Source organism: Clostridium nigeriense (genome assembly GCF_900086595.1).
In the GTDB taxonomy this organism is placed as follows: Bacteria; Bacillota; Clostridia; order Clostridiales; family Clostridiaceae; genus Clostridium; species Clostridium nigeriense.
In genome coordinates this window covers 344,990-370,099 of the sequence record NZ_LT575472.1, presented here as the reverse complement: position 1 = coordinate 370,099, position 25,110 = coordinate 344,990, and the positions used below count along the sequence as shown (strand labels likewise).

At 29.3% G+C, this 25,110-nt stretch carries 22 protein-coding genes, 1 riboswitch and 2 other annotated features; of the genes, 5 read left to right on the top strand and 17 right to left on the bottom strand.

Annotated features, from left to right (window positions below; translation table 11 throughout):
• Positions 1-3: 3 nt before the first annotated feature.
• The 7 genes from rihC to BN6774_RS01990 all read right to left on the bottom strand — a co-directional run bounded on the left by rihC (position 4) and on the right by BN6774_RS01990 (position 9,584).
• A complete protein-coding gene (gene rihC, locus BN6774_RS02020) occupies positions 4-930 on the bottom strand; it encodes a ribonucleoside hydrolase RihC (RefSeq protein ID WP_066889593.1) in 927 nt (308 codons plus the stop codon).
• A 12-nt stretch (positions 931-942) separates the two neighbouring features.
• Positions 943-1,860, bottom strand: a complete 918-nt coding sequence (gene rbsK, locus BN6774_RS02015) for a ribokinase (protein ID WP_066889591.1) — start codon at positions 1,858-1,860, stop codon at positions 943-945.
• Positions 1,861-2,112: 252 nt separating this feature from the next.
• Positions 2,113-3,120 (bottom strand): LacI family DNA-binding transcriptional regulator, encoded by a 1,008-nt coding sequence (locus BN6774_RS02010; RefSeq protein ID WP_066889589.1) that lies wholly within the window; start codon positions 3,118-3,120, stop codon positions 2,113-2,115.
• 150 nt (positions 3,121-3,270) lie between these two features.
• A complete protein-coding gene (locus BN6774_RS02005) occupies positions 3,271-4,875 on the bottom strand; it encodes a Na/Pi cotransporter family protein (RefSeq protein WP_066889587.1) in 1,605 nt (534 codons plus the stop codon).
• Between the two features lie 300 nt (positions 4,876-5,175).
• Entirely contained in the window at positions 5,176-6,765 is a 1,590-nt protein-coding gene (metG, locus tag BN6774_RS02000; protein WP_066889585.1) for a methionine--tRNA ligase, read from the bottom strand.
• 150 nt (positions 6,766-6,915) lie between these two features.
• Positions 6,916-8,859 carry a methionine--tRNA ligase gene (metG, locus tag BN6774_RS01995; RefSeq protein ID WP_066889583.1) on the bottom strand — a complete coding sequence of 648 codons (1,944 nt, stop codon included), beginning with the start codon at positions 8,857-8,859 and terminating at the stop codon, positions 6,916-6,918.
• Between the two features lie 88 nt (positions 8,860-8,947).
• Positions 8,948-9,184 (bottom strand) — a binding site (T-box leader).
• A gap of 55 nt (positions 9,185-9,239) precedes the next feature.
• The gene (locus BN6774_RS01990) at positions 9,240-9,584 is read right to left on the bottom strand and encodes an SdpI family protein (RefSeq protein ID WP_066889582.1); all 345 of its coding nucleotides are present in this window, start codon (positions 9,582-9,584) and stop codon (positions 9,240-9,242) included.
• 175 nt (positions 9,585-9,759) lie between these two features.
• On the opposite strand from BN6774_RS01990, the gene BN6774_RS01985 reads away from it, so the two are divergent.
• Both BN6774_RS01985 and BN6774_RS01980 read left to right on the top strand, forming a co-directional pair.
• Positions 9,760-10,251 carry an FUSC family protein gene (locus BN6774_RS01985; RefSeq protein ID WP_066889580.1) on the top strand — a complete coding sequence of 164 codons (492 nt, stop codon included), beginning with the start codon at positions 9,760-9,762 and terminating at the stop codon, positions 10,249-10,251.
• Between the two features lie 17 nt (positions 10,252-10,268).
• The gene (locus tag BN6774_RS01980; RefSeq protein ID WP_066889577.1) at positions 10,269-10,769 is read left to right on the top strand and encodes an FUSC family protein; all 501 of its coding nucleotides are present in this window, start codon (positions 10,269-10,271) and stop codon (positions 10,767-10,769) included.
• 112 nt (positions 10,770-10,881) lie between these two features.
• On the opposite strand, the gene BN6774_RS01975 is transcribed toward BN6774_RS01980, so the two are convergent.
• The gene (locus tag BN6774_RS01975) at positions 10,882-12,648 is read right to left on the bottom strand and encodes an aminopeptidase P family protein (RefSeq protein WP_066889575.1); all 1,767 of its coding nucleotides are present in this window, start codon (positions 12,646-12,648) and stop codon (positions 10,882-10,884) included.
• 158 nt (positions 12,649-12,806) lie between these two features.
• On the opposite strand from BN6774_RS01975, the gene BN6774_RS01970 reads away from it, so the two are divergent.
• Entirely contained in the window at positions 12,807-13,262 is a 456-nt protein-coding gene (locus BN6774_RS01970) for a DUF5680 domain-containing protein (RefSeq protein ID WP_084766829.1), read from the top strand.
• A 44-nt stretch (positions 13,263-13,306) separates the two neighbouring features.
• On the opposite strand, the gene BN6774_RS01965 is transcribed toward BN6774_RS01970, so the two are convergent.
• From BN6774_RS01965 to BN6774_RS01940, 6 genes are all read right to left on the bottom strand, one after another.
• Entirely contained in the window at positions 13,307-15,028 is a 1,722-nt protein-coding gene (locus tag BN6774_RS01965; RefSeq protein ID WP_066889573.1) for a Na+/H+ antiporter NhaC family protein, read from the bottom strand.
• 113 nt (positions 15,029-15,141) lie between these two features.
• Positions 15,142-15,317, bottom strand: a riboswitch (Lysine riboswitch).
• Positions 15,318-15,393: 76 nt separating this feature from the next.
• The gene (locus tag BN6774_RS01960; RefSeq protein WP_066889571.1) at positions 15,394-16,635 is read right to left on the bottom strand and encodes an aminopeptidase P family protein; all 1,242 of its coding nucleotides are present in this window, start codon (positions 16,633-16,635) and stop codon (positions 15,394-15,396) included.
• 14 nt (positions 16,636-16,649) lie between these two features.
• Positions 16,650-17,090, bottom strand: coding sequence for an ACT domain-containing protein (locus BN6774_RS01955; RefSeq protein ID WP_066889569.1), 441 nt, complete (start codon positions 17,088-17,090; stop codon positions 16,650-16,652).
• A gap of 81 nt (positions 17,091-17,171) precedes the next feature.
• Positions 17,172-17,393 (bottom strand): hypothetical protein, encoded by a 222-nt coding sequence (locus BN6774_RS01950; protein ID WP_066889568.1) that lies wholly within the window; start codon positions 17,391-17,393, stop codon positions 17,172-17,174.
• A 120-nt stretch (positions 17,394-17,513) separates the two neighbouring features.
• Complete coding sequence (locus BN6774_RS01945) at positions 17,514-18,038, bottom strand: spore maturation protein (protein WP_066889565.1); 525 nt, start codon at positions 18,036-18,038, stop codon at positions 17,514-17,516.
• 11 nt (positions 18,039-18,049) lie between these two features.
• Complete coding sequence (locus BN6774_RS01940) at positions 18,050-18,625, bottom strand: nucleoside recognition domain-containing protein (RefSeq protein WP_066889563.1); 576 nt, start codon at positions 18,623-18,625, stop codon at positions 18,050-18,052.
• Between the two features lie 116 nt (positions 18,626-18,741).
• Between BN6774_RS01940 and BN6774_RS01935 the strand changes: the two genes are divergently transcribed.
• Complete coding sequence (locus tag BN6774_RS01935) at positions 18,742-18,927, top strand: hypothetical protein (RefSeq protein WP_066889561.1); 186 nt, start codon at positions 18,742-18,744, stop codon at positions 18,925-18,927.
• A gap of 309 nt (positions 18,928-19,236) precedes the next feature.
• Here the strand turns inward: BN6774_RS01935 and BN6774_RS01930 are convergent, their stop codons facing one another.
• Positions 19,237-20,235: a LacI family DNA-binding transcriptional regulator gene (locus BN6774_RS01930; protein WP_066889559.1), complete on the bottom strand. Its 999-nt coding sequence runs from the start codon at positions 20,233-20,235 to the stop codon at positions 19,237-19,239.
• A gap of 174 nt (positions 20,236-20,409) precedes the next feature.
• Positions 20,410-23,520 carry an isoleucine--tRNA ligase gene (gene ileS / locus BN6774_RS01925; RefSeq protein WP_066889557.1) on the bottom strand — a complete coding sequence of 1,037 codons (3,111 nt, stop codon included), beginning with the start codon at positions 23,518-23,520 and terminating at the stop codon, positions 20,410-20,412.
• Between the two features lie 305 nt (positions 23,521-23,825).
• Positions 23,826-24,073: a binding site (T-box leader), on the bottom strand.
• A 275-nt stretch (positions 24,074-24,348) separates the two neighbouring features.
• On the opposite strand from ileS, the gene BN6774_RS01920 reads away from it, so the two are divergent.
• The gene (locus tag BN6774_RS01920) at positions 24,349-24,567 is read left to right on the top strand and encodes a (2Fe-2S)-binding protein (RefSeq protein ID WP_066889555.1); all 219 of its coding nucleotides are present in this window, start codon (positions 24,349-24,351) and stop codon (positions 24,565-24,567) included.
• Between the two features lie 181 nt (positions 24,568-24,748).
• On the opposite strand, the gene BN6774_RS01915 is transcribed toward BN6774_RS01920, so the two are convergent.
• Entirely contained in the window at positions 24,749-25,099 is a 351-nt protein-coding gene (locus BN6774_RS01915) for a hypothetical protein (RefSeq protein ID WP_066889553.1), read from the bottom strand.
• Positions 25,100-25,110 lie beyond the last annotated feature (11 nt).

Genomic DNA, 25,110 nt, shown 5'->3' with positions numbered 1-25,110 from the left:
AAATTAAAATTTTATATTTTCAAATATATTTAGCATCCACTTTCTAAACTCTTCTACATTAATTTCTGTGCAGAAAGTAGCATTTGCTTCTTTTTTATAAACACCTCTAAAATCTACTATCATAAATCCTTCTGTGTAACCTGGTGTTGTTTCAACATCTACAAAAGTTTCTACCTTTTCGAATAATTCTGGTTTATCAAGATATGCAATAGTTGTTAAGTCATGCATCTTTAATCCACCTTTTGAAACGCTTCCGCCTCTATAGTGATTAAATAATGAATAGAACATTTCTCCAACCTTATTCATATCTCTTAATTTATTTATTGTTTCTAAATCTAAAGTTGCTATTGAAGTTACATCTAGAGGACAAACTACTATTTTAACTCCTTGTGCAAATACTATTTTTGCTGCTTCTGGATCTGCATATATATTAAATTCAGCTGCTGGAGTGTGATTTCCTCTTCCTGATGAACCACCCATTAAAACTATTTCTTCAATGTTTTCCTTAACTTCCGGATAAGTCTTTAATAATAAAGCAATGTTTGTTAATGGTCCGATTGGAACTATTGTTATTTTTTCTTCTGAGTTTAATATAACGTCTCTCATTGCTTCTATAGAATTCTTTTCATGTAATTCTTTAGTTGGTTCTGGGAATTCATATCCAGCCATTCCTGTTTCTCCATGGATGTGACTAGCATCTTCTAATTGCTTAATTAAAGGTTTACTTGCACCTTGAGCAACTGGAATATCTTTTCCAAAGAATTCTATTAACTTTTGTGCATTCTTTGTTGTGTGATTAATAGAAACATTTCCTGAAACTGTTGAAATTAATTTTACATCTAAGCTTTCACAGAATACAGCTGCTGCAATTGCAACTGCATCATCTATTCCTGGGTCTGTATCAATAATAATAGGTCTTCTTTTTAACATTTTAATTCCTCCCTACTTTACATTTAAAATCTTATTTACTTCTTCAAATTTTGGCATTCCTGTTTGAGCACCAAACTTAGTTACTGATAATGATGCTGCTGTTCCTGCAAAGGTTACTGCTTCATTCATTAATAAATTATGGCTTACTCCATGGGCTAGAGCGCCATTAAAGGTATCCCCTGCTCCAGTTGTATCTACTACATCTACTTTTATAGTTTTCATAGTTTCAACCTTGTTTTCTTCTACATAAGAAGAACCATCTTTCCCTCTAGTAACTACTAATCTAGTTGATGGATTTTCATTTTGCCAAGCTATCATAGCTTCTTCAAGTTCATTTCCATCCTTAAATGTTTTATTTGATATTATTTCAAATTCTGTTTCATTAGGTGTAATGAAATCAGCATTTTTTAATATTTCTTTGCTAATCTCTCTTGCTGGTGCTGGGTTTAATATTGTTTTAACTCCATTTTCCTTAGCAACCTTTAGTGCATACTCAACAGTTTCCATTGGAATTTCTAGTTGAGTTACTAATATATCAGCAGATTTTATAGTTTCTATATTTTCATCTATTAAATTCTTATCACAAAAATCATTTGCTCCTGGAATTACTACTATAGAGTTATCATTTTTTGTCTTAAAGATAGTTGCTATTCCTGTAAAAGTAGCTTCATCACTTTTTATGCCATTTACATTTACGCCTTCTTCTTTTAAGTGTTTTAAAATTTTATCTCCAAAGGTATCTTTTCCAACACAACCAATCATGCTAACTTCATTTCCAAGTCTACAAGCAGCAACTGCTTGGTTAGATCCCTTCCCTCCGATTAAATAACTCATTTCATCGCCTTTAATAGTTTCACCGATTTTTGGAATTCTATTAACTTCCATAACTAAATCCATATTAAGGCTTCCAACTACTACTACCTTTTTCATAACTACCTCCACTTTAACCGTTTCCATATTTATATAAAATAGTTATAAACCATTTATTTGCAACGTTTTAATCAAATTTCAAATTATAAATTTCAAAAATGTGTAACCGGTTATATATTTAAATTATCACTATATTTTATTTATGTCAATAGAATTAGAAATTGTTTTCAAAAAAATTTTTATATTTTCTGAATTTAAAAAAGAATTAAAATTAAATCAAAAAAATAACCAGTTTTTAACTGGTTATTTATCTTAAACAATATTTTGTTTTCCAATAGTAGATTTTCTTTTTATAATTTCTAAATCTAACTTTACTTTTTCTTTTCTTATATCTTCTTCATTTTTTATTTTTTTCACTAATAATTCCACAGCATATTTTCCCAAACTATACATAGGTTGTGCTACTGAAGATATTTCTAAATAATTTATATTTGATTCAAGTCCATCATAACCTATAAGCTTTACATCCTTATAAAGCTCATATCCTAAGTCATTTAATGCTTTATAACATCCAATAGCTAAAATATCATTTCCTGCAAATATACCGTCTATTTCTTTTTTTTCTTGTAACAGTTTTTTCGTTGCCTCATACCCACCCTTTAAGGAAATATCATCTATTTTTACAAATTGAGAATTATATATATTATTTTCTTTCAATACTTTTTCAAATCCTTCTAATCTTTCTTGAAAAGACTCAATATACATAGGCCCTGTTATATGTGCTATTTTTTTACACCCACACTCTATTAAATGCTCTGCCGCAAGTTTTCCGCCTACTATATCATCTGCCTTTATTGAAGGAATATCAAAACCATCATATTCCCTATCCAATGCCACTATAGGTATATTTCTTTCCATAAGTGATATTAAATCCTCAGGTTTCGCTGTATATGAAGCAATAATTATTCCATCTACTTGTTTGTTTATAAGCATTTCATAGTATTGATTCTCTTTTTCTCTATTATTATCCGCATTGCAAAGAATTAAATTAAATCCAAGCTTATTTGCGGTATCTTCTGCCGCTCTTGCAATTTCCGGAAAGAATGGATTTAAAATATTAGGAATAATAAGTCCTATTGTATTAGATTTTTTACCTGCTAATCTTCTTGCAACATCATTAGGAGTATAATTTAACATCTTCATAGCATTAAGAATTGCTTCTTCTGTTTCTTTACTTACATATCCCTTTTTATTTATTACCCTAGATACAGTTGCAACTGAAACTCCAGCCAACTTACTTACATCTCTTATGGTAGCCATCTTCCTCTTCCCCCTTTACTATTTTTTACTTTTATAGATTATAGCATAATTATAACTTAACTAAAAATACTTTACTAACACATAAAATAGGTGAAAAATTCTAAAACCTATATAAAGTTATGAATTTTCCACCTTATATTTTATTAAATCTTAATCTTTTTTTCCAGCATGTCCAATATTGTTAGCATGATCGCCTATTCTTTCTAAATTACTTATTAAATCTAAGAATATAACACTTGATGCTGCAGAACATTTTTTCTCATTTAATCTTTTTATATTATTCTCTCTAAATTTCTTTTCTAAGTTATCTATTTCTTCTTCTATAACTTCTATTTCTTTAGGAATAATTAAACTCTTTTTACTGTAATTATCAATAGAAACTTCAATTGCTTTAATAGTTTTTTCATACATTATTTTCAATTCTTCCTTAGCATAATCTCCTAGATGCACACCCTTGTTAATCTTTTCAACTGCTAAGTCAGCAATATTTTCAGCATGATCACCTATTCTCTCAATGTCATTTATAACATGATAGGTTGAACTAAATAGCTTAATATCAGCCTCTGGCAATTCTAATTGAGATAATTCAACTAAATAATCAGTTATATCTTTCTCTAAGGCATTAATAATTTTCTCATTTTTATATACTTTTTCTGCTGCTTCCTCATTATTTTCAGTGAATGCTTCCATAGCTAACATTAAATTCTTCTTAGCTTTATCTGCCATTCTTAATGTTTCCTTTAATACTTGTCCATTAGCTACTACTGGAGTGTCTAATAGTTTTTTATCTAAATATATAGCGCCTTCCTTTTCTATTTCAGAATCACCAGGAAGTATTAAATTAACTAACTTAACTAAATATGTTGATAATGGTAATAATATAACTGTTACAGTTATATTAAATATAGTATGTGCATTTGCTACTTGTCTTGCTACACTTGGATCTGTAGATTGCACTAATCTTATGAATGGCTCTATAAATGGGAAGAAAATTAATGCTCCAATACTATTAAAGAATAAATGTATTAAAGCTGCCTTTTTAGCTGTTCTATTAGCCCCTAAGGATGCTAATATTGCTGTTACACAAGTTCCAATATTACACCCTAAAATTACTGGGAAAGCTAAATTCATATCTATTGAACCTGTTGTTGCTAAAGCTACTAATATACCTGTTGTTGCAGATGAGCTTTGTACAACAGCAGTCATTCCAAGTCCTGCAAGTAAACCTAATATACTATTGTCTGCAACTACAACTACAAACTCTCTAAACCAACTTGCTTCAGCTATAGGTTTCATAGCTGTTGACATTGCACTCATACCTAAAAATAAAATACCAAAGCCTAAAGCAATACTTGCTATATCTCTAACTTTCTTTTTCTTTGCCATAAGTAATATTATGGCTCCTACTCCTACAAATATAGGAGCAATTGCATCTAAATCAAATGATACCATTTGGGCAGTTATCGTAGTTCCAATATTGGCACCCATTATTACACCAGTTGCTTGTATCAAAGACATTAACCCAGCATTTACAAAACTAACTACCATTACTGTAGTTGCACTAGAGCTTTGAATTATTGCTGTAACTGCGGCTCCAACCAATACTGCTATGTATTTATTACTAGTTAATTTCTCAAGTATTGACTTTAATCCTTCTCCTGCGGCATTTTCTAATCCATCTCCCATTAGCTTCATGCCGTATAAAAACATACCTAGTCCACCTATTAGACCTGTTAAAATAGAAAAGTTGTCCATTAATATTTCTCCTTACTAACTTAATACTTTTTGTTAAATTTTAATTAATATTTAGTTAACAAACTTAATATACAACTATTAACATGACTTGTAAATATTATTTTTTTTACAAATATTAAAACAGCTTTTCTAATCTTAATATTTTATTTATTTTTTTGACACAATACTGCCATATTACTAAGGTATTATAATAATTGTAAAGTAGTTAAAGCATTATTATTTACCCCTAAAACCATCTAATGGTCCCTAGATTAAATTATTCCCCAAAGTTATTTAATCTAGGGTTTTTCCCTTTTATATCTAGTTTTTCTCTTCTTTTAATCTTTTAACTTCTTCAGCAGCTCTTTTTTTATCAAGTTTATCAAATAAAACTTCTATATTAGAAACTTTACCTGATTTCTTCTCTATATAACTCCATATAGGTTCTTTTATTTCTAATGCAAGTCTAATTTTCTCACATGTATTTGGCATGAATGGTTCTAATAAGTTTGATATATTTACAACAAGTTGCAGTGCTTCATAAAGGCTTTTATCTCCAACTTCATAATCTTTTTTAACTTTTTTAACAACTGTTAAAATATCTAAAAGAGCATTCTTAAATTTTCCTTCTTCTATATAATCTCCTATGTTAAAATACAAATCAAATATTTCATTTTTGAATTCTCTTGAAATAACTCCCTTAGGAATTATAGAGTTATTTTTATCTTTTATATCACTTATAACCCCATTTACAAAATCTCCAATATTATTAACTAAATCTCTGTTAGTTATATTTATAAAATCTCTCCAAGTAAAGTCTGTATCTTTATTTTCTGGAGAGTTTATTGATAAATAGTATCTAAACTCATCTACATTATAATTTTCAACTATATAATCAGCCCATATTGCCCAATTTTTAACTGATGAAAAATTCTTTCCTTCTAGCTTTAAATATTCACTTGATATAACTCTTAAATTCGGATTTTTTATTCCAAGTCCTGCTAATATTGCAGGAAATATTACAGTATGAAAAGGTATATTATCTTTTCCATGGACAAAGTAAACTCTTGAGTCTTCTCCTTGCCAATATTCTTTCCAATTTTCCCCAGTTCCTTCTAAAACCTTCATACTTGCTGTTAAATATCCCATTACGGCCTCTATCCAAACATATATTTTTTTATCTTCATATCCATCTAAAGGAACATCTACTCCCCAATTAAAATCTCTAGTAACAGCCTTATCTCTTAATCCCTCATTTAGGTATCTTTTAACAATCTTTTGTGCATTTTCTCTCCATCCTTTTTGTCTAATTAAAAGTCTTCTAACATCTTTTTCAAAATTAGAAAGAGAGAAAAATAAATGTTTTGTTTCCTTCACAACAGTTTCATTCCCACAAAGTTTACATCTCTTATCTAAAAGATCTTCGTATTCTACTATTTCAAAGCAATTTTCACATTGCTCCTCTAAGACTACTTCTCCACAATTAGGACATTTACCTTCTACATATCTATCAGACAAAAATTCATTACAAGACTCACAATAAGTTTGCTCTATCTCTTTTTCATAGATATAGCCCTTATTATATAAATCAAGGATAAATTCCTTAACCTTAGTTTCATGATATTCTGAATGTGTTTTTTCAAATACATCAAAAGAAAACCCAAGACTGCTAAAGCATTTTTTAAATTCATCATGATACTTAATGGTTGCTTCTAAAGGAGTTATTCCCTCCTCCTTAGCCTTCATAGTTACAGGAGTACCATGACAGTCAGTTCCTGATAAAAATATAACTTCATCTCCCATAAGCCTATGATATCTTGCAATTATATCCCCTGGGAGTAATACTGCTATTCTTCCTAAGTGCAATGGACCATTTGCATAAGGCCATGCATTTCCAACTATTATATTCATAAAAAACCCCCTTCTTTGAATTAAGAATGTAAAATTAAAAATGTAGAATTAAGGAGAAAACTCAGCTTAAGCTGAGTTTTGTATTTTTTATAATTTAGCCGCGGCTGAATTATTTCCTCAATTTTACATTATTCATTCTTAATTTTTAATTTATCTTACAACGCTTCCTGTTGGTAGATCTCCTGGATTTACTAGTTTTAGTAAGCTATCGTCATCAGTAGCTGCAGCTAATATCATTCCTTGCGATAACTCACCTCTTAAAGTTACTGGTTTTAAGTTTGCTACTAATACTACATACTTACCAACTAATTCTTCTGGCTTATAGTATTGAGCTATTCCTGAAACCACTTGTCTCTCTTCTCCATTTAAATCTACTTTTAGTTTTAGTAACTTTTTAGCCTTCTTTATTGGTTCGCAAGCTAAAACTTTTACTACTCTTAAATCTATTTTTTCAAAGTCTTCTATAGTTATTTCTTCTTTAATTGGTGTTATTTCTCTCTTTTCATCCTTTTTATTAGCAGCTAATTGTGCTTCTCTTAAAGCTTCTAGTTCTGCTAATTTTTTATCTACATCTATTCTTGGGAATAGAGCTTCTCCCTTTTGAACCTTTGTTCCAACTACTGTTCCATCAAAGCTATTTAATGATTCAAATGTAATATTACTTGTATTTATTTGCTCATTTATTTTCTTGCTTGTATCTGGTAAGAATGCAGATAATAATACTGAAGAGAATCTTAAGCTTTCTATTAAATTATATAAAACTGTTCCTAGTCTTTCTTTCTTTTCTTCGTCCTTAGCTAATATCCATGGTGTAGTTTCATCTATATACTTATTAGCTCTTCCTATTAAATCAAATATATACTCTAAAGCTTCTGGTATTCTTAACTTATCTATTGCAGCATTTACCTTCTTAGGCGTTTCTAAAGCTAAGTTTATTAACTCATCATCTATAGCTTCCTTAACATTGTTGTTTGGAATTACTCCATCAAAGTATTTTTCTATCATAGCTACAGTTCTTGATAATAAGTTTCCTAAATCATTACAAAGATCTGAATTTATTTTCTTTATAAATATTTCATTATTAAATAATCCATCTGCTCCAAATGGAATTTCTCTTAATAAGTAGTATCTAACTGCATCTACTCCAAAATTTTCAACTAAGGCAACTGGGTCAACTACATTTCCTTTAGATTTAGACATCTTTCCTCCATCAACAAGTAACCATCCATGTCCGAATACTTGCTTTGGTAATGGTAAATCTAAAGCCATTAACATAATTGGCCAATAAATAGTATGGAACCTTAATATATCTTTACCAATTAGGTGAACATCTGCTGGCCAGAATTTTTCGTAAAGCTCTTTATTGTCACTTCCATATCCTAAAGCTGTTATATAGTTTGATAATGCATCTATCCAAACATAAACAACGTGTCCTTCATCAAAAGTAACTGGAACTCCCCAATTAAAGCTTGTTCTTGAAACACAAAGATCTTGTAAACCAGGCTTTAAAAAGTTATTAACCATTTCATTTTTTCTTGATTCTGGTTGAATAAAATCAGGATGAGCTTCAATATAATCCATTAACTTATCAGCATATTTACTCATCTTAAAGAAGTATGCTTCTTCTTTAGATTTTTCTACCGGTCTTCCACAATCAGGACAGTTTCCATTAACTAATTGGGTTTCTGTCCAGAATGATTCACAAGGTGTACAGTATAAACCTTCATATGAAGACTTATATATATCTCCATTGTCATATAATTTCTTAAATATATCTTGAACAGCTTTTATATGATAATCATCAGTAGTTCTTATGAACTTATCATAGCTTATATTCATCATTTTCCATAAATCTTTTATTCCTGCTACTATTTCATCTACATGTGCCTTAGGTGTTATGCCTTTTTCTTCTGCTATTCTTTGAATCTTTTGTCCATGTTCATCTGTTCCTGTTAAAAACATTACATCATATCCAGTTAATCTCTTATATCTAGCAAGAGCATCTGCTGCTACTGTAGTATAAGTATTTCCAATATGAAGTTTAGTTGATGGATAATAAATTGGTGTAGTAATATAATATGTCTTTTTACACATACCATTTTCCTCCTAACAATAATTGTTTCATTTAATAAAAAATACTCCTAAATAATAAAAAAGTCTCTATATAGATTATTAAAACCTATATAGAGACGCCTTATGCGTGTTACCACTCTAATTCATATTTATCTCACAATAAATACCTCAACAGGTGACTAATATCACCTTGCAATATAACGGTTGCTACCGTATTTCCCTAGCAATATAGCTCAGAAAACATGCTCCAAGGCCATCTTCATAAAGTTTTATGCCACTAGCTTTCACCTAACCTAGTTCTCTTTAGACATTCCATCTTTACTACTCTTCTTTTCATAGCATTTATTTTATTATTACTATTATGATATGCTATATTAAATTTACTGTCAATTACTTTTAATTTATGATTTATTATGAAATTTCTTTTTAATAAGCTTATCTATCATAATCTTAGAAAAAATCACCATGAATAAACTAAATAATAAGATAAAGGTCAATACACCTTCTCCAAACATAAATAGTAATATAGTATTAACTATAAATAGTAGGGTTCCTATGGAACCAAAAATTTTAGCAGCTACTTTATTAGCATATTCCCAAGCTAGTTTATCTTTAACAGAGTACTGATTTGTATATCCAAACTTATTTTGATTAAATTTTGTTGAATTAGCTTCATATAATCCACCAAATACGAATAATCCTATTGGTATACTTTCTATAATTAATAAATAAATCCAAAAATTCATATTATCCTTCTTTCTAAAACTTTTTCTAAGTTATTATTTAATTATAATTTTATACTAACTATTTATATTTCTGCAATGATATTTAATTGTTTTTATATTTTTAACAAGTGTTTTTGTAATAATTTTTTCATACTTTATATGGTATAATTGTATTAAAAAGATTGGGGTTGATACTGTGAAAACTTTCGAATTGCCTCATATAGGATCTAGAAACATTAAAACTGCTTTATCAGTTTTAGTCTGTCTTATATTTTGGCCAAATTCTCTTTTTGCAGCAATTGCAGCTGTAATCTGTGTTCAAGATACTGTGGAAAATTCTCTTCACACCGGAATAAACAGATTAATTGGAACACTTCTAGGTGGTATATTCGGAGTAGTTTTTATATATATCACTAACGGCCTTCATTTACAAAAGGTTTTACCTTTAGTGGTTGCCATTGGAGTTTCATTGATTATATATATATGTAATCTAATAAAAAAACCTTCTGCTTGTTCCATGTCATCTATTACATTAATGGGTATATTAGTAGCTCCTGTATATGCTAATCCTTTATTGTACTCTTTACAAAGAACCATAGAAACTGCTTTTGGAGTAATTGTTGCAATACTAATAAATAAGTATATCCATCCACCAAAAGAGAATAATACTATAGATGAAACTAACTAAAGATAAGGAGTTATAATATGAATTTTACTTTTCCTAAGATTGGATTAAGGACATTAAAAACTGCACTTGCAGTATTTTTATGTCTATTAATTTTTCCAAGGGAACCATTTTTCGCTTGCTTAACTGCTGTTTTTTGCGTTCAAGATACTGTGTCTAATTCTATTAAAATAGCAATAAATAGAGGTTTAGGAACAGTTTTAGGTGCTACAATAGGTCTTTTATTTCTAATAGTATGTAGATTCTTAACATACAATATTAATATCTACCCTATTAGAAAACTATTAGTTTATTTAACAATTGCAATAGGTATTATAGTGGTTATATATTTATGTAATTTAATAAAAAAACCAGGTGCTATAAATATATCCTGCATAGCCTTTCTAGCAGTAACCACTGTTCATGCCTTTGGTGACCCAGTTTATTATGCTGTTAATAGAACCATAGAAACTCTATTTGGAATATTTATAGCACTATTGGTTAACAAATTTATTGCACCACCAAAACAAAAAAAGGCCTAAGCCTTGTTTTAATGTAAAATGTAGAATTAAAAATTAAAAATTGTGGAAGAAATTCAGCTAAGGCTGAATTTCAACCTATATTATACATTCTTAGTTCTTAAATACTAAACTCTTAAATTTTCCTTGTTTGAGTATTTAAGAATTCTTTTTCTTCTTCATTTAAATATGGACTTAATTTTTCAAATACCATATTATGATAGTTATTTAACCAGTCTTTTTCTTCGGAAGAAAGCATCTCTACATTGACACCCTGTAAATCTATTGGACAATATGATATGGTTCTAAACTTATAAAACTCTCCAAACTCTTCTGATTCAAAATCCTTTTCTACTATTAAAGTATTTTCAGTTCTTATTCCATGTTTCCCTTCTTTATATACACCTGGTTCATTAGTTAAAATCATTCCCGGTTCCAAAGCAACTGTATTTCCTTCTGGTCTGATTCCTTGTGGCCCCTCATGAACATTTAAGAAAAATCCTACACCATGACCTGTTCCACATTTATAATCTATACCATAATTCCATAAAGGTCTTCTTGCAAGTATATCTAAATTAATTCCTGTAGTGCCTCTTAAAAATTTAGCTAAAGAAAGTGCAATATGTCCTTTTAAAACCAAAGTGTAGTCTCTTTTTTCTTCTTCTGTAATAGGTCCTAATATAAAGGTTCTTGTAATATCAGTAGTTCCATCTAAATATTGAGCTCCTGAATCTACTAAAAACATTCCTTCTGGTTTTAGTTCATATTGACTAGCTTCTGTAGCTGAATAATGCATCATAGCTGCATGATCTTTATAACCAGCTATTGTACCAAAACTATCACCTTTATAATTTTCTCCCATAGCTCTAAAAAACGTTAATTTTTCACTAGCTGATATTTCTGTTATCTTTTCTTTACCTATACTTTCTTTAAGCCATTTTACAAATTTAACCATAGCAACTCCATCTCTTACTTGAGATACTTCCCAGTTAGCTATTTCTACTTCATTTTTTATAGCCTTTAAATTAGTTGTTATATTAACTTCTCTTATTATCTTTACATCTTTATTCAAAGCAGTGAAAATCTTAGAATTTAACTTGTTAGGATCAAACATTACTGTGCCCATTAAAAGTTTTGCATCACCTTCAATATCAAAATACCCTTTAATTTTAAAACCCTCAGATTTTAACTTGTTTCCTGTTTCACTATCTACCTTATCTTTATCTATATAAAGAGTTGCATCATTCTTTCCAACAATTACATAAGAAAGAGCTACAGGATTAAATCTCACGTCATTTCCTCTAATATTACATAACCATGCTATATCATCTAAAGATGATAAAATAAAGTAGTCTGCAGATTTCTTCTGCATATTTTTTCTAACTTCTAAAAGTTTTTCACTTGCAGATTTTCCTGAATATTTTTCATCATGTATGAAGATTTTATTTTTAGGTAATTCCTTTCTTGTAGTCCATATTGATTTTAATAAGTCTTTCTCCATATTAATTATAGACTTGTTTTCTTCTGCTATCTTTAAATAATCTTCATATTGATTAACTGAAAACAAGCTTCCATCAAATCCTAAAGTTTCACCTTCTTTTAAATTATCTTTTATCCACTCTTCAATAGTTGGATATCCTGGAGTTCTCATCTTCATAAGAGATATTCCACTACCCATCAATTCTTTTTCTGCCTGAATAAAGTATCTTCCATCAGTCCAAAGATATGCATTGTTTAATCCAACTAAAAGTATTCCTGCTGAACCTGTAAATCCAGATACAAATTCTCTTCCTTTGAAATATTCTGCAACATATTCACTTTGATGTGAGTCACTACTTGGAATAATATAATAATCTATATTTTCTATTTTCATAACTTCTCTAAGTTTTTTTAAGTTACTCATAATCTAACCACCTTACATTAAATTTCTAATAATTATATATAAATTACTATAATCCAAAATTTATTTTTTTGCAATTTACTGTATTTTCTGAATATTTGTTGATTTGACATTTTTTTTAATTTATAATTTAGATAATTCATTAAAAAGGGGGATTCTAAATGGGAAATATGATTGATCTTACAGACTTCTTAGTTGAGGCTAAAAAAAACACTTACGCTTCTAGCACAAAAAAAGAAAAACCAACTAGACCAAACTCTAAGGACTACGCTTACAAGAAATATAATTACTATTACCACGATAGCTATTTAGGTAATAATAAATTTATTGGAGAAGAATTAGTTTGGAAAGATGAAAAAATCTATTGGGGAATGAATTACAAGGGAGAACTCCTTGTTGATGAAGCACCTAATGGATTTAGTAATTTCTTAAAGAAATCTTTACAAAACGTATCAGAAAAAAGTCCTTTTAGAGGACCAAAATACTTTGAAGATGGAGCATTTACTTATAAATGTACTTGGGAAGGGTGTACAGATTCTTTTAACGGAATAGAATCTATTTCCCACTGTGGAGAAGAGATTTACAGATTATATTTCCATGGAGGAAGACTAAAATAAAAACTCAGCATAAGCTGAGTTTTTTATAATTCTTTATTTTTAAATTAAGCTTCTACTTTTTTACCTAATATTTGAACACCTACGTATACTGCTAAAATTGAAATTGGAAGAACTATATACCATTGTAATCCAAATCCCGCAGGTATGTATCCAAAAATTATAGTTATTCCTGCAACAAATAGTGAATACCACATTTGAGTATTGACATGGGCAATATGATTACATCCCGCTCCCATTGATGAAAGAATAGTTGTGTCTGATATAGGAGAACAGTGATCTCCAAATATAGCTCCTGTTAAAACTGCACTTGTACTAACTATTACATATCCCATATCTGGATTCATTGAGTATGCTAATGGAATTGCAAGAGGCATTAATATTCCCATAGTTCCATATGCAGTACCTGTTGCAAAGGAAATTATTGCTCCTAATATAAATATTAAACTTGGTAGTAAAAAGCTTGGTAATGAACCTGAAAGCATAGATACTAGATATTTTGCAGTTCCCAAATCCTTTATTACAGAGCTTAATGACCAAGCTAATATTAATATAACACCTGTTATTAAAAGAGGTTTCATTCCATCTATCCAAGTATCTATTGCTTCGGAAATGGTAAATATCTTCTTAGATACCCCCATAACCATAGCAACTATACTTGCTACCAAAGCTGATTGGAATAATGCTACTGATGCATCTGATGCACTAAAAGCTTCTTGTATAGCTCTAAAAGATAATGGTGAGCTTGTCATCACTTGTTGTAAAGCCATATCTTCTCCAGCCATTATTGATGTATAACCGCTATAATAAAAGCAAACTAGAGCTGTAACTACTAATACTCCAATTGGAATTATTGCATTCCATATACTTAACTTAATTCCTTCCTTTGGTTCAAGCTCCGGATTTTCAATGGCTACATCTAAACTACTATTATCATCCGAATCTGTTAATCCTCTTCTTCTAGCCTCTATTTCTGCTTTATACATAGGCCCAAATTCCTTTAATAATAATGAAGTAATAAATACAAAGAATAAAATTAATATATTATAAAATCTATATGGAATAGTTTGTAGGAAAATTCCAAAAGCATCTACCTGTTGTCCTATTCCATTTATAAAAGCATCATTTATTAGCCCAACTTCTAGTCCTATCCATGTGGATACTATAGCAAGCCCTGCTATAGGAGCAGCTGTTGCATCTATTATAAAAGCAAGCCTTTCTCTGGATATTTTCATTTTATCAGCTACAGGCTTCATTATAGGTCCAACTATTAAAGAGTTTGCGTAATCATCAAAGAAAACTGCTAACCCTAATAAAAGTGTAACTAATTGCGTACTCTTAGCGGTTTTAGCTTTCCTAGCTAAAGCTTCTGCTACAGCTTTAGCTCCTCCCATCTTAGCAACTAAATGTATAACTCCACCTATTACTAAAACTTGAAGTATTATACCTGCATTCCATGGGTCTGCTAAAGAATTTAATGCTCTTGATACAAAATCTAAAAATGAATTAACCATAGCTTTTGGAAAAGAACTATCTACTAGACTAACTAAAAACGTTCCTGATAATGTCCCAACAAATAAGGATATTATTACATTTTTTGTTATAAACGCTAATACTATTGCTACTATTGGCGGTATTAAAGTTAAAAATCCATAATGATTTGCATTGGCTGTGGCAGTATCTACTTCAGCTGCAAAAACTACTGATGTTGATAATATAGTAATAATTAAAGTCATAATAATTATTCTAAAATTTACTTTATTTTTCATCTTAAGTCCCCCTTATAATTTTGTAAATACTTAAAGGGCAGAAATAAAAAATAAAAAGCCTTGAGTTTTCACTCAAGGCTAGAATTTACTTATAAAAATATAAATTAAATTCCCTAAGTGATAGCTCCCCACAAAATAAGTTTGTGACAGTGTTACACATATTTTATGTAACCCCAGCTCTATGATTTTAAAGCTTCAATCATATGCTTCGGCGATAATTCCTTTCCTATTAATTCTCATTGCTTATATCCTTAATAGTACTCTTAAGTACCGCACCTCTACCCTAATCGATATTTACTTTTAATTTACATAACCATTCTACAATCTAAGCAAATATTTTGCAACTATACATGAACTATAATAATTTAATTCATCTTATTATTAGTCATAAAAGCTTCTATTTCCTCTACTGTCTTTATCATTTCCTTAGTTAAAACTTCATGACCATCTTTAGTTATTAAAATATCGTCTTCTATTCTTATTCCTATACCCTCTTCTTCTATATAAATACCTGGCTCTACCGTGTAAATCATTCCTTCTTCAAAAATAACATCTCTATTTTCAAGCTCTATATCATGGGTATCCATACCTAGACTATGGCCAATACTATGATAATAATATTTACTTACATCTTCCTTATTTGTTATTAATCCTAATGAAATACACTCTTCTGCTATCCATTCCCTTGCTTTTTTATTTAATTCTAGGAAGCTTACACCAGGCTTCATTTCACTTATAGCCATATTATTTACCTTAAGAACAGCATTGTAAACCTCTTTTTGTCTTTCCGTAAACTTTCCGTTTGTAGGAAAAGTTCTAGAAATATCTCCATTATAGTATTTATATTGAGCTCCTAAATCAAATAAAATTAAATCTCCATCTTTAAGCTCTGAATCATTAGTAACATAATGTAAAACCGTTGCATTCTTTCCTGCTGCTGCAATAGTTTTAAAGGCCAAATCCTTAACTCCATTTTTCTTACATACAAAATCAAAGTAAGCTTCCAATTCATATTCTTTAATTCCAGGCTTAGAATTTTTCATTAATTCTTTTACCCCTTCAATAGTTATAGATATTGCTTTTTTTATTCTATCTACTTCTTCTGTAGTTTTTATAAGCCTTAGCTTACCTATTAAATTATGTGCATTCTTTATATTAATATTAAAATATTGGGTTTTAATTTCATTTATAAAACTGTATGATGTATTTCCTTTTTCTAAATCTAGATATATATTTATATCTTCTTTATTAAGTATTATCCTTTCTATAAAGCTATTAAAATCTCCTAAATACTTAACATCACTAATGTCACAAATATCAGCTACTTCTTCTTTTCTAATAGTTTTTCCTTCCCACTTTTCCCTAACAGAATCTACTTCTTTTATAAATAAGTATTCTTTACTTTCTCCATTTATTTTAGATAATACTAATATATGATCTTCTTCATCTATGCCTGTTAAATAATAAAAGTTTCTATTAGGAGTAAATTGATAATTCTCATCTCCAGTTTTTTTAGGAGATTTCCCTGCAAACAATATTAGCAATGAGTTATCACTAATTTCATCCAATACTCTTTGTCTATTATTTTTATAAAATTCTTTGTTCACCTTAACACCTTCCTTTATTCCATAGCTAAGACTTTAACACTTACTACATTAGGTAAGCCCCTTAAAGTATTTACTAAATGCTTCAAATCCTTTTTCATATTAGATATATCTAAAGTAATGGTTACATTGGCTGCCATATTTATAGGTATATCTTGATTTATTGTTAGTATATTTCCCTTATTAAATGCAATGCAATCTAAAACCTTTGATAAAGTTCCTGTTTCATGTGATAGTAAAACAACTAAAGTTATTTTTTTGCTATTTAATCCTTCCGCCATAGGAAATATGTAATCTTTATACTTATAGTATGTGCTTCTGCTTATCCCTGTTTGCTTTACGGCCTCACTTATGTCCTTAGCCTTGCCACTCATTAAGCTTTCTTTAACTTCTAGTACTTTTTTAAAAATTTCAGGTAGTACCTTACTATTTACCATATAAAACTTTTCTGAAGCCATTACATCACCACCCCTAAAAAAATTGATAAGCTATATAATTTATTATTATATAGCTTATCAACTGTAAAATACATATTATTCCTAAAGTTTATTTATATTAATTCTATTAGACTTCTTAATTCTTTCTATATAAATTTTAAAAAGTGATACTAGAACAGAAATAACTCCTCCTAATGCAAAATATAATTCTATATTATTAAAAAACAATCCAACCAATACCCCTAAACCTATTCCATAAGCTAAAAATATAGCTAGTGTTTTTATTTCATCATCAGTTAAAAACAAGTTATCAATGTATTTCATTAAACTACCACTTCCCTCCCTTATTTATATCTTTATTATAGAATAGATTTATTATCAACTAGTTACAAAATTATTACGTATTGATTAAAAATATTTAATTTTTAAATTAATTTCTATAATTTACATTAAAAGTTTTGAAACTAAAAAAATTGATATTATAATAGCCGTTAAATCTGCTAACACCGCTGCCCATAAAGTATGTCTTATTTTCTTTATCTGAACAGCTCCAAAATATACTGTAATAGTATAAAAAATAGTTTCTGTAGTTCCCATAATTACTGATGCTATTAATCCTATGTAACTATCTGGCCCATAAGTCTTTACTATATCTGTTAAGATTCCCAAAGCACCACTTCCTGATAAAGGTTTAACTAAAATTAAGGGAACTATCTCCTTTGGTAGTCCTATAAGACTACTAACTGGAGAAATTACATTATTCAATAAGTTCAGTAATTTAGCCTCTCTAAATATGTTAACTGCAATTATCATAGCTAATAGATATGGGAAAATATTAATACATACTTTAAGTCCTTCCTTAGCTCCTTCTACAAACCATTCATAGACTTTTCTACCCTTTATCATTCCATAAGTTATTATAATCACTACTATTATTGGGATTATACTTTTTGTTATATATTGAAACATATTCTTTCCTCCTAAAAATATCTTTGTAAAATCTTACAAAGAATTACTCCCGTAATAGCTGCAACTGTACTTGCTAATACCGCCGGTAATATTATTGCTCCTGGATTATTTGAACCACAAGCTGCTCTTATAGAAATAACTGTTGATGGAACTAACTGAATACAAGCTGCATTTAATACTAAAAATAAAGACATATCATTAGAAGCCACTCCTTTTTCCTTATTAAGTCTATCCATTTCTTGCATAGCCTTTATTCCAAAAGGAGTTGCTGCATTACCTAAACCCATCATATTTGCTGTTATGTTCATAACTATAGCTCCTAAAGCTTTTTCATCCTTCGCAGCTTCTTTAAAAATAATTTTTAAAATTGGCTTTAGCACCTTTGCAAGCTTGTTAGTAAATCCACTTTTTTCTGCTACTTTCATAACTCCACACCAAAAACACATAAGACCTACTAACCCGATTATCATAGTTACTGTTGAATCTGCAGAGTTAATTATAGATTTGGAAATAACTTCTCCATTTCCAGTAAATAAGCCAACTAAGACCCCTAAAAAAATCATTACAAACCAAATATAATTTATCAAACTCCCACCCCTAAAAAATTACTTCTATAAATATATGTCTTGAATCTAATATTTATTAGTGATAGGATGAATATATGTAATAATAATTATGTTTAAACACATAAAGGAGACGAATTATGAAGGAATCAAACTTAAAAATAGCTCAACAAGATATAGATGATGCTCTTAAAACAGTAGAAGATATGGTAAAATTTATAGATGGAGCTGATCTGCCTAAAGATGTATTAAAAGAAAAATTTCTTACCTTAACAGAAAAGGTTCAAGAATTAGAAAACATATTAAAAATTGAAGGAATTTTATAAATCTACATATAACTTTTTATAATCAATATATAAACAAAAAAAACAACTTCTAAGAAGTTGTTTTTTTGACCATAACTCACATTATTTCTCTGATTAGATACCCATTCTCTAATCAAATTTCTATTTAAGTTACACACAGTTGAAATTTGAAAACGTTTATAATTAGCTAACCTAATTATACCATGGTTTATATTACCTTTCAATAGTTTTTAAAAAAAAGTTCACCTATACAAATTCTGCTTATTCACTAGGTATTCTCCAAGTCATTGCAAAATTATATAGGTGAAGGTTAAAAAATAAGTAAAATAATTATTTACAACTTTCTCTCTCTATTAGTTCATAATTAAGAACAAATTGAGATTCATCTAATTCTCTCTTATTTAACATTTTTATAAGCATTCTCATAGCAACTGATCCCATATCATAACTTGGTTGCTTTATTGTTGTTAGCTTTGGATAGAAAACTGATGACATAATATTATCATTAAAGCCTACAACACTTATATCTTCAGGAACTCTTTTTCCTCTTTCTCTTAAAGCATTTATTACCCCCATAGCAATTTCATCTGAAGCACATACTACAGCATCATATTCCTTATTGCTATTTTCAAAGTAATCTACTGCATCATATCCGCTCTTTACTTTTAAACCTCCAGAATAAACTAGGCTTTCATCTACTTTAATACCTTTATCATTTAGTGCTTCTTCATATCCAATATATCTATCTCCCCAAGCATTCATACTGCCTCTTTTAGCACCTGCAAAGGCTATTTTAGATAGACCTTTGTTTAATAAGTAATTTGTAACTTCCTTTGTAGCCTTTGTATTATCAATAGTTACACTTGGTAAACTTTCTTCTTTATCTTTAGTCTCTACTAAAACTGTAGTTAAATTTAGTTCATTTATTATGTTTAAAGTTTCTTCTTGTAATGATGAGCTCATATAAATAACCCCATCAACCATTTTTTCTTTTAGTACTCTTAAGTATTCCTTTTCTTTTTCACTATCAAAGTCTGAGTTACATAAGATAACGTTGTAATCATAAATATTAGCAACGTCTTCAGCACCTCTAACTATTTCTGGGTAGAATCCACTTGAAATATCAGGCACTAATATTCCAATTGTTTTTGTTTTTTGAGTTTTCAAACTTCTCGCTACTATATTTGGTCTATAACCTAATTTATTAATAGCTTCTAAAACCTTCTTTTTTGTATCTTCGTTTACAACATCTATGTCATTTAAAACTCTAGAAACAGTAGCAATTGAGACTCCCGCCTCTCTAGCAACATCTTTTATAGAAGTAGCCATATTAACATCACTCCATTTTCATTTTTAGTCTTTTTATCTCATTTTAACAATAATTATACTATTTGCAAATAGTTTATACAATATTCAGGGTTCTCTTTATAAAAAGATACTACATTAAAGTAAAAAAGTTAGAAGTTATATAGAAACTTCTAACTTTTTTAACATAAACTTATTTTACTTAATAACTTTAACTGTCATATTTAACTTTTCACCATTTATAACAGTTTCAGCATAATCAGCTTCTTCATTTATAGCAATTTCTTGAGTTAGTGTTTCTCTCTTTATTACATCTGAATATTTATTGATAATATTAATTAACATTTCGTTACCTTCAACGAATAGTTTTATCTTATCTGCAACTTCAAATCCTTTATCTTTTCTCATGTTTTGAATCTTTGAAATTACTTCTCTTAATTGACCTTCTTCTTTTAATTCTTCTGTAATAGTAGTATCAAGAACAACACCAATTTCACCTTCACCAGCAAAAGCATAGCCTTCTAAACCTTGCATAGTTACAAGTACACTTTCACTATTTAATACTATTTCTGTTCTATCTACTATAATAGTTTCAGTTCCACCACTTTGTAACTTTTGAGCTAATTCCATTTGATTTCTTGAAGCTATTTCTTTTCTTATTCCAGGAATTAATTTACCATATTGTCTTCCTAGAACTGGTAGATTAGGTTTAATTTCAAAGTTAACATATTGTGATAAATCAGCGCCAAACTCTACTGATTTAATGTTAAGCTCATCTTTTATTATATCTCCATAGTAAGTTGGGATAGCATCTGTTGATAATAACATCTTTGAAAGTGGCTGTCTATTTTTAATATTAGCGCCATTTCTTGCACTTCTTCCAAGCTTAACTATTGTATATGCTAAATCCATTTCTTTTTCTAGCTTTTCATCAATAGCATTTTCATCTACTAATGGCCATGAACATAAATGAACACTTTCTTCTGCAGAGTTATCTAATCCTGTAACTAGATTTTGATAAATTTCTTCTGTTACAAAAGGCACAAACGGAGCAGCTACTTTAACTAAAGTAGTTAATACTCTATATAATGTAACATAGGCACCAATCTTATCCTCTGTTAATTCTTCTGACCAATATCTTGCTCTATTTCTTCTTACATACCAGTTAGATAATTCATCAGTAAACTCTTCAATAGTTAATGCAGCTTGAGTTATTTGGTATGAAGCTAAGTTTTCATCTACTTCTTTTATTAAAGTATTAAGCTTAGACATTATCCACTTATCCATTACATTTTCTGATTTAAAATCTTTGTATTCTAATGGATTGAAATTATCTAATTCAGCATATAATACGTAGAATGAATATACATTCCATAAAGTACTTAAGAACTTTCTTTGAGCTTCTTGCACATCATCAATAGAGAATCTTGTTGGAAGCCATGGAGCACTTGCAGTGTAGAAATGCCATCTTGTAGCATCTGCACCTTGTGAATCTAATACTTCAAACGGATCTACTACATTTCCCTTTGATTTTGACATTTTTAAGCCTTTTTTATCTAAAACGTGGCCTAAAACTATACAGTTTTCAAAAGGATTCGTATCAAATATTGCTGTTGAAATAGCTAATAATGTATAGAACCATCCTCTAGTTTGGTCAACTGCTTCTGAAATAAATTGAGCTGGGAAGTTCTTTTCAAATAACTCTTTATTTTCAAATGGATAGTGTAATTGAGCAAATGGCATTGATCCTGAATCAAACCAGCAGTCAATAACTTCAGCAGTTCTAGTCATTTCTTTTCCACACTTAGAACATTTTAATTTAACTCCATCAATATATGGCTTATGAAGTTCAATATCTTCTGGAACATTAATTCCTTTTTCCTTTAGCTCAGCAATACTTCCTACGCAATCTTTATGACCACATTCACATTCCCAAATAGGAAGTGGAGTACCCCAATATCTATCTCTTGATATTCCCCAGTCAATAACATTTTCTAAGAACTTACCAAATCTTCCTGTTCTAATGTTATCTGGATACCAGTTGATTTTATTATTATTTTCTAATAGTTTGTCTCTAAGCTTAGTCATTGCAACAAACCAGCTTTCTCTTGGGTAATAAAGAAGTGGTGTGTCACATCTCCAACAATGTGGATATGAGTGAGTATGCTTTTCAGCCTTAAATAATTTATTTTCTTCTTCTAAATATTTAACTATGCTTTCATCACACTTTTTAACGAATTTTCCAGCCCATGGAGTTACTTCTTCAACGAAATTACCACTAGCATCTACTAAGTTGATAAATCCTATTCCATTTTGTTTTGCAACAAGATTATCATCTTCTCCATATGCAGGAGCTATATGAACTATACCAGTACCATCTGATAATGTTACATAATCACCATGAATAACTTCAAAAGCCTTTCCATCAACTTCACCAAATGGAAGTAGTCTTTCATACTTAGTTCCTAATAATTCAGTTCCTTTAAACTCCTTGATTACTTCATAGTCTTCTCCTAGCACCTTTGATGCTAAATCTTTAGCAAGTATTAAAGTTTCATCACCAACTTTAGCTTCAATATAATCATAAGCTTTATTTACACATAGAGCTAAATTTGATGGTAATGTCCAAGGAGTTGTTGTCCATGCTAATATATACTTATTTTCTTCTCCTTGAACTTTAAACTTAGCTATAGCAGTTAAGTCTTTAACATCCTTATATCCTTGTGAAACTTCATGAGATGAAAGTCCTGTTCCACATCTTGGGCAATATGGCATTACCTTATGACCTTTATATAAAAGTCCCTTTTCCCACATTTGACTTAATGCCCACCAAACAGATTCGATATATGAGTTATGATATGTTACGTAAGGTTTCTCCATATCTACCCAATAACCTATTTGATTAGTCATCTTTTCCCACATGTTTACATAAGTAAATACTGATTCTTTACATTCCTTAACAAACTTTTCTACCCCATAATCTTCGATTTGCTCTTTACCTGAGATTCCAAGTTTCTTTTCTATTTCAAGTTCAACTGGAAGTCCATGAGTATCCCAACCAGCCTTTCTTATTACCTTATATCCCTTCATAACCTTATATCTTGGGATAATATCCTTCATAACCCTTGTTAGCACGTGTCCTACGTGTGGTCTTCCATTTGCTGTTGGAGGTCCATCATAAAATGTAAAATACTCGCCATCTTGATTCATATCAAAGTTCTTTTTAATTACGTTTTTATCTTCCCAAAGGTTTGCTACTTCTTTTTCCATTCCTACAAAACCCTTTGGTAATTCAACCTTTTTGTACATATCTAAACTCCCTTCCGTTTAATTATTTATATTTATCCCATAGCTAACATCTGTAATATTCTCATCTTAATTAGATAAGAAATACCCATTGAAGGCCTCTGGATAAGTTCTTCTAAGATTCAGTTTTGGAAAAGTGTGTAAGATAACTAATTCTGAATCTAAGAGTCACTTTATAAGATTATTACTTTAAGGTTATACAACTTAAATAATGACAATTACATCTACATTATTAACTATTAGAATGTAATTATTCAAAGATGAAGTTGTAAATAAATATAACTTTTTATAAAATAAAAAAACTCCGCCCACAGGACGAAGATATTCGCTATACCACCTAAGGTTTAAAGTCTCCTATAAATATAGAAAACTATAAATTTCGAGTACTAACATACTCTATCCCTTAACGCAGGCTAACGTGAAAACTTAATCAGCTATATAACCTTTCAGCCTCAAACTCCTAGGTGATTTTCCTTAATCTTATCTATAGTTTTCCACCAACCAACTACTCTCTTAAAGAATCTAATTAAGTACTTTTCCTATTCATAGTTTTTAATTTTATAAATTATATAACTATTCTACTACAAAGTAAAATATTATAAAAGTCTATATTTGAGAATATTTTAATAAATTTAAGAAAAAATAGCAATATAAATAAAAAACTTTAAATATAAACCGATATTAAAAATTAATTAATAATTTTTATCAATTAGTATTGACTTTCTTTGTTAATACCCATATAATGAAATCATAAAGAATAAATATTAAAAATTTATTTTTTATCCCCTTTATTTTCCTTAATCTATTTCTTATATTTAGGAGGAAAGATAAATGGAAAATAACTTAAACGAACAAGTCCTTGATAAGCTTACTAAAGTTTGTACTTGCAAGGCAATACCAAGATCCAAAATTAAAGATGCAATCAAAGCCGGAGCTCATACTGTATCAGAAGTTTCTAAGGCAACAGGAGCTTGTACAGGTGGGTGCAGAGGCTACAGATGTACCCCTACAATCCAAAATTTGATTGATAAGCATCTGGAAAATAACTAATATAGTTCCCCCAAACTATATTAGCATATAGATTATATCTCCCCTAAAACCACCTGTTTATATAACAGGTGGTTTTTTACTGCATAAAATATTATTAACATTATTGAAATATATAAAATCCCAAACTCCTTAGAGGTTGGGATTTATAATTAAATATTAATTTAATTGAATATTTATAGTACTAGAGCTTAATTATAAGCCAATCTATAATTCCGCCATATAAAATAATAGTACAACTGATTACTATTAAAACAATTTTATATGAAAGAATACTATATTTCTTCTTCCATTGATCCATAAATGAAAATTCTTCTTCATCTCTTTTTCTTAGTATTAAAATAGCTCCTAAAATCATTCCTAAAGGTCCAATTATAAGTAGTGCACTTCTTATAGCTTGTAATGATTGCTGCCAATTAAAATTTGATACTAATAATGATATTATCCCAACAACAAAAATAATTCCTAAAGATACAAGACTTCCAATTATAATGCACTTAATAAAATCTTTTATTAATTCTTTTACTTTTTTCATATGTTTATCTC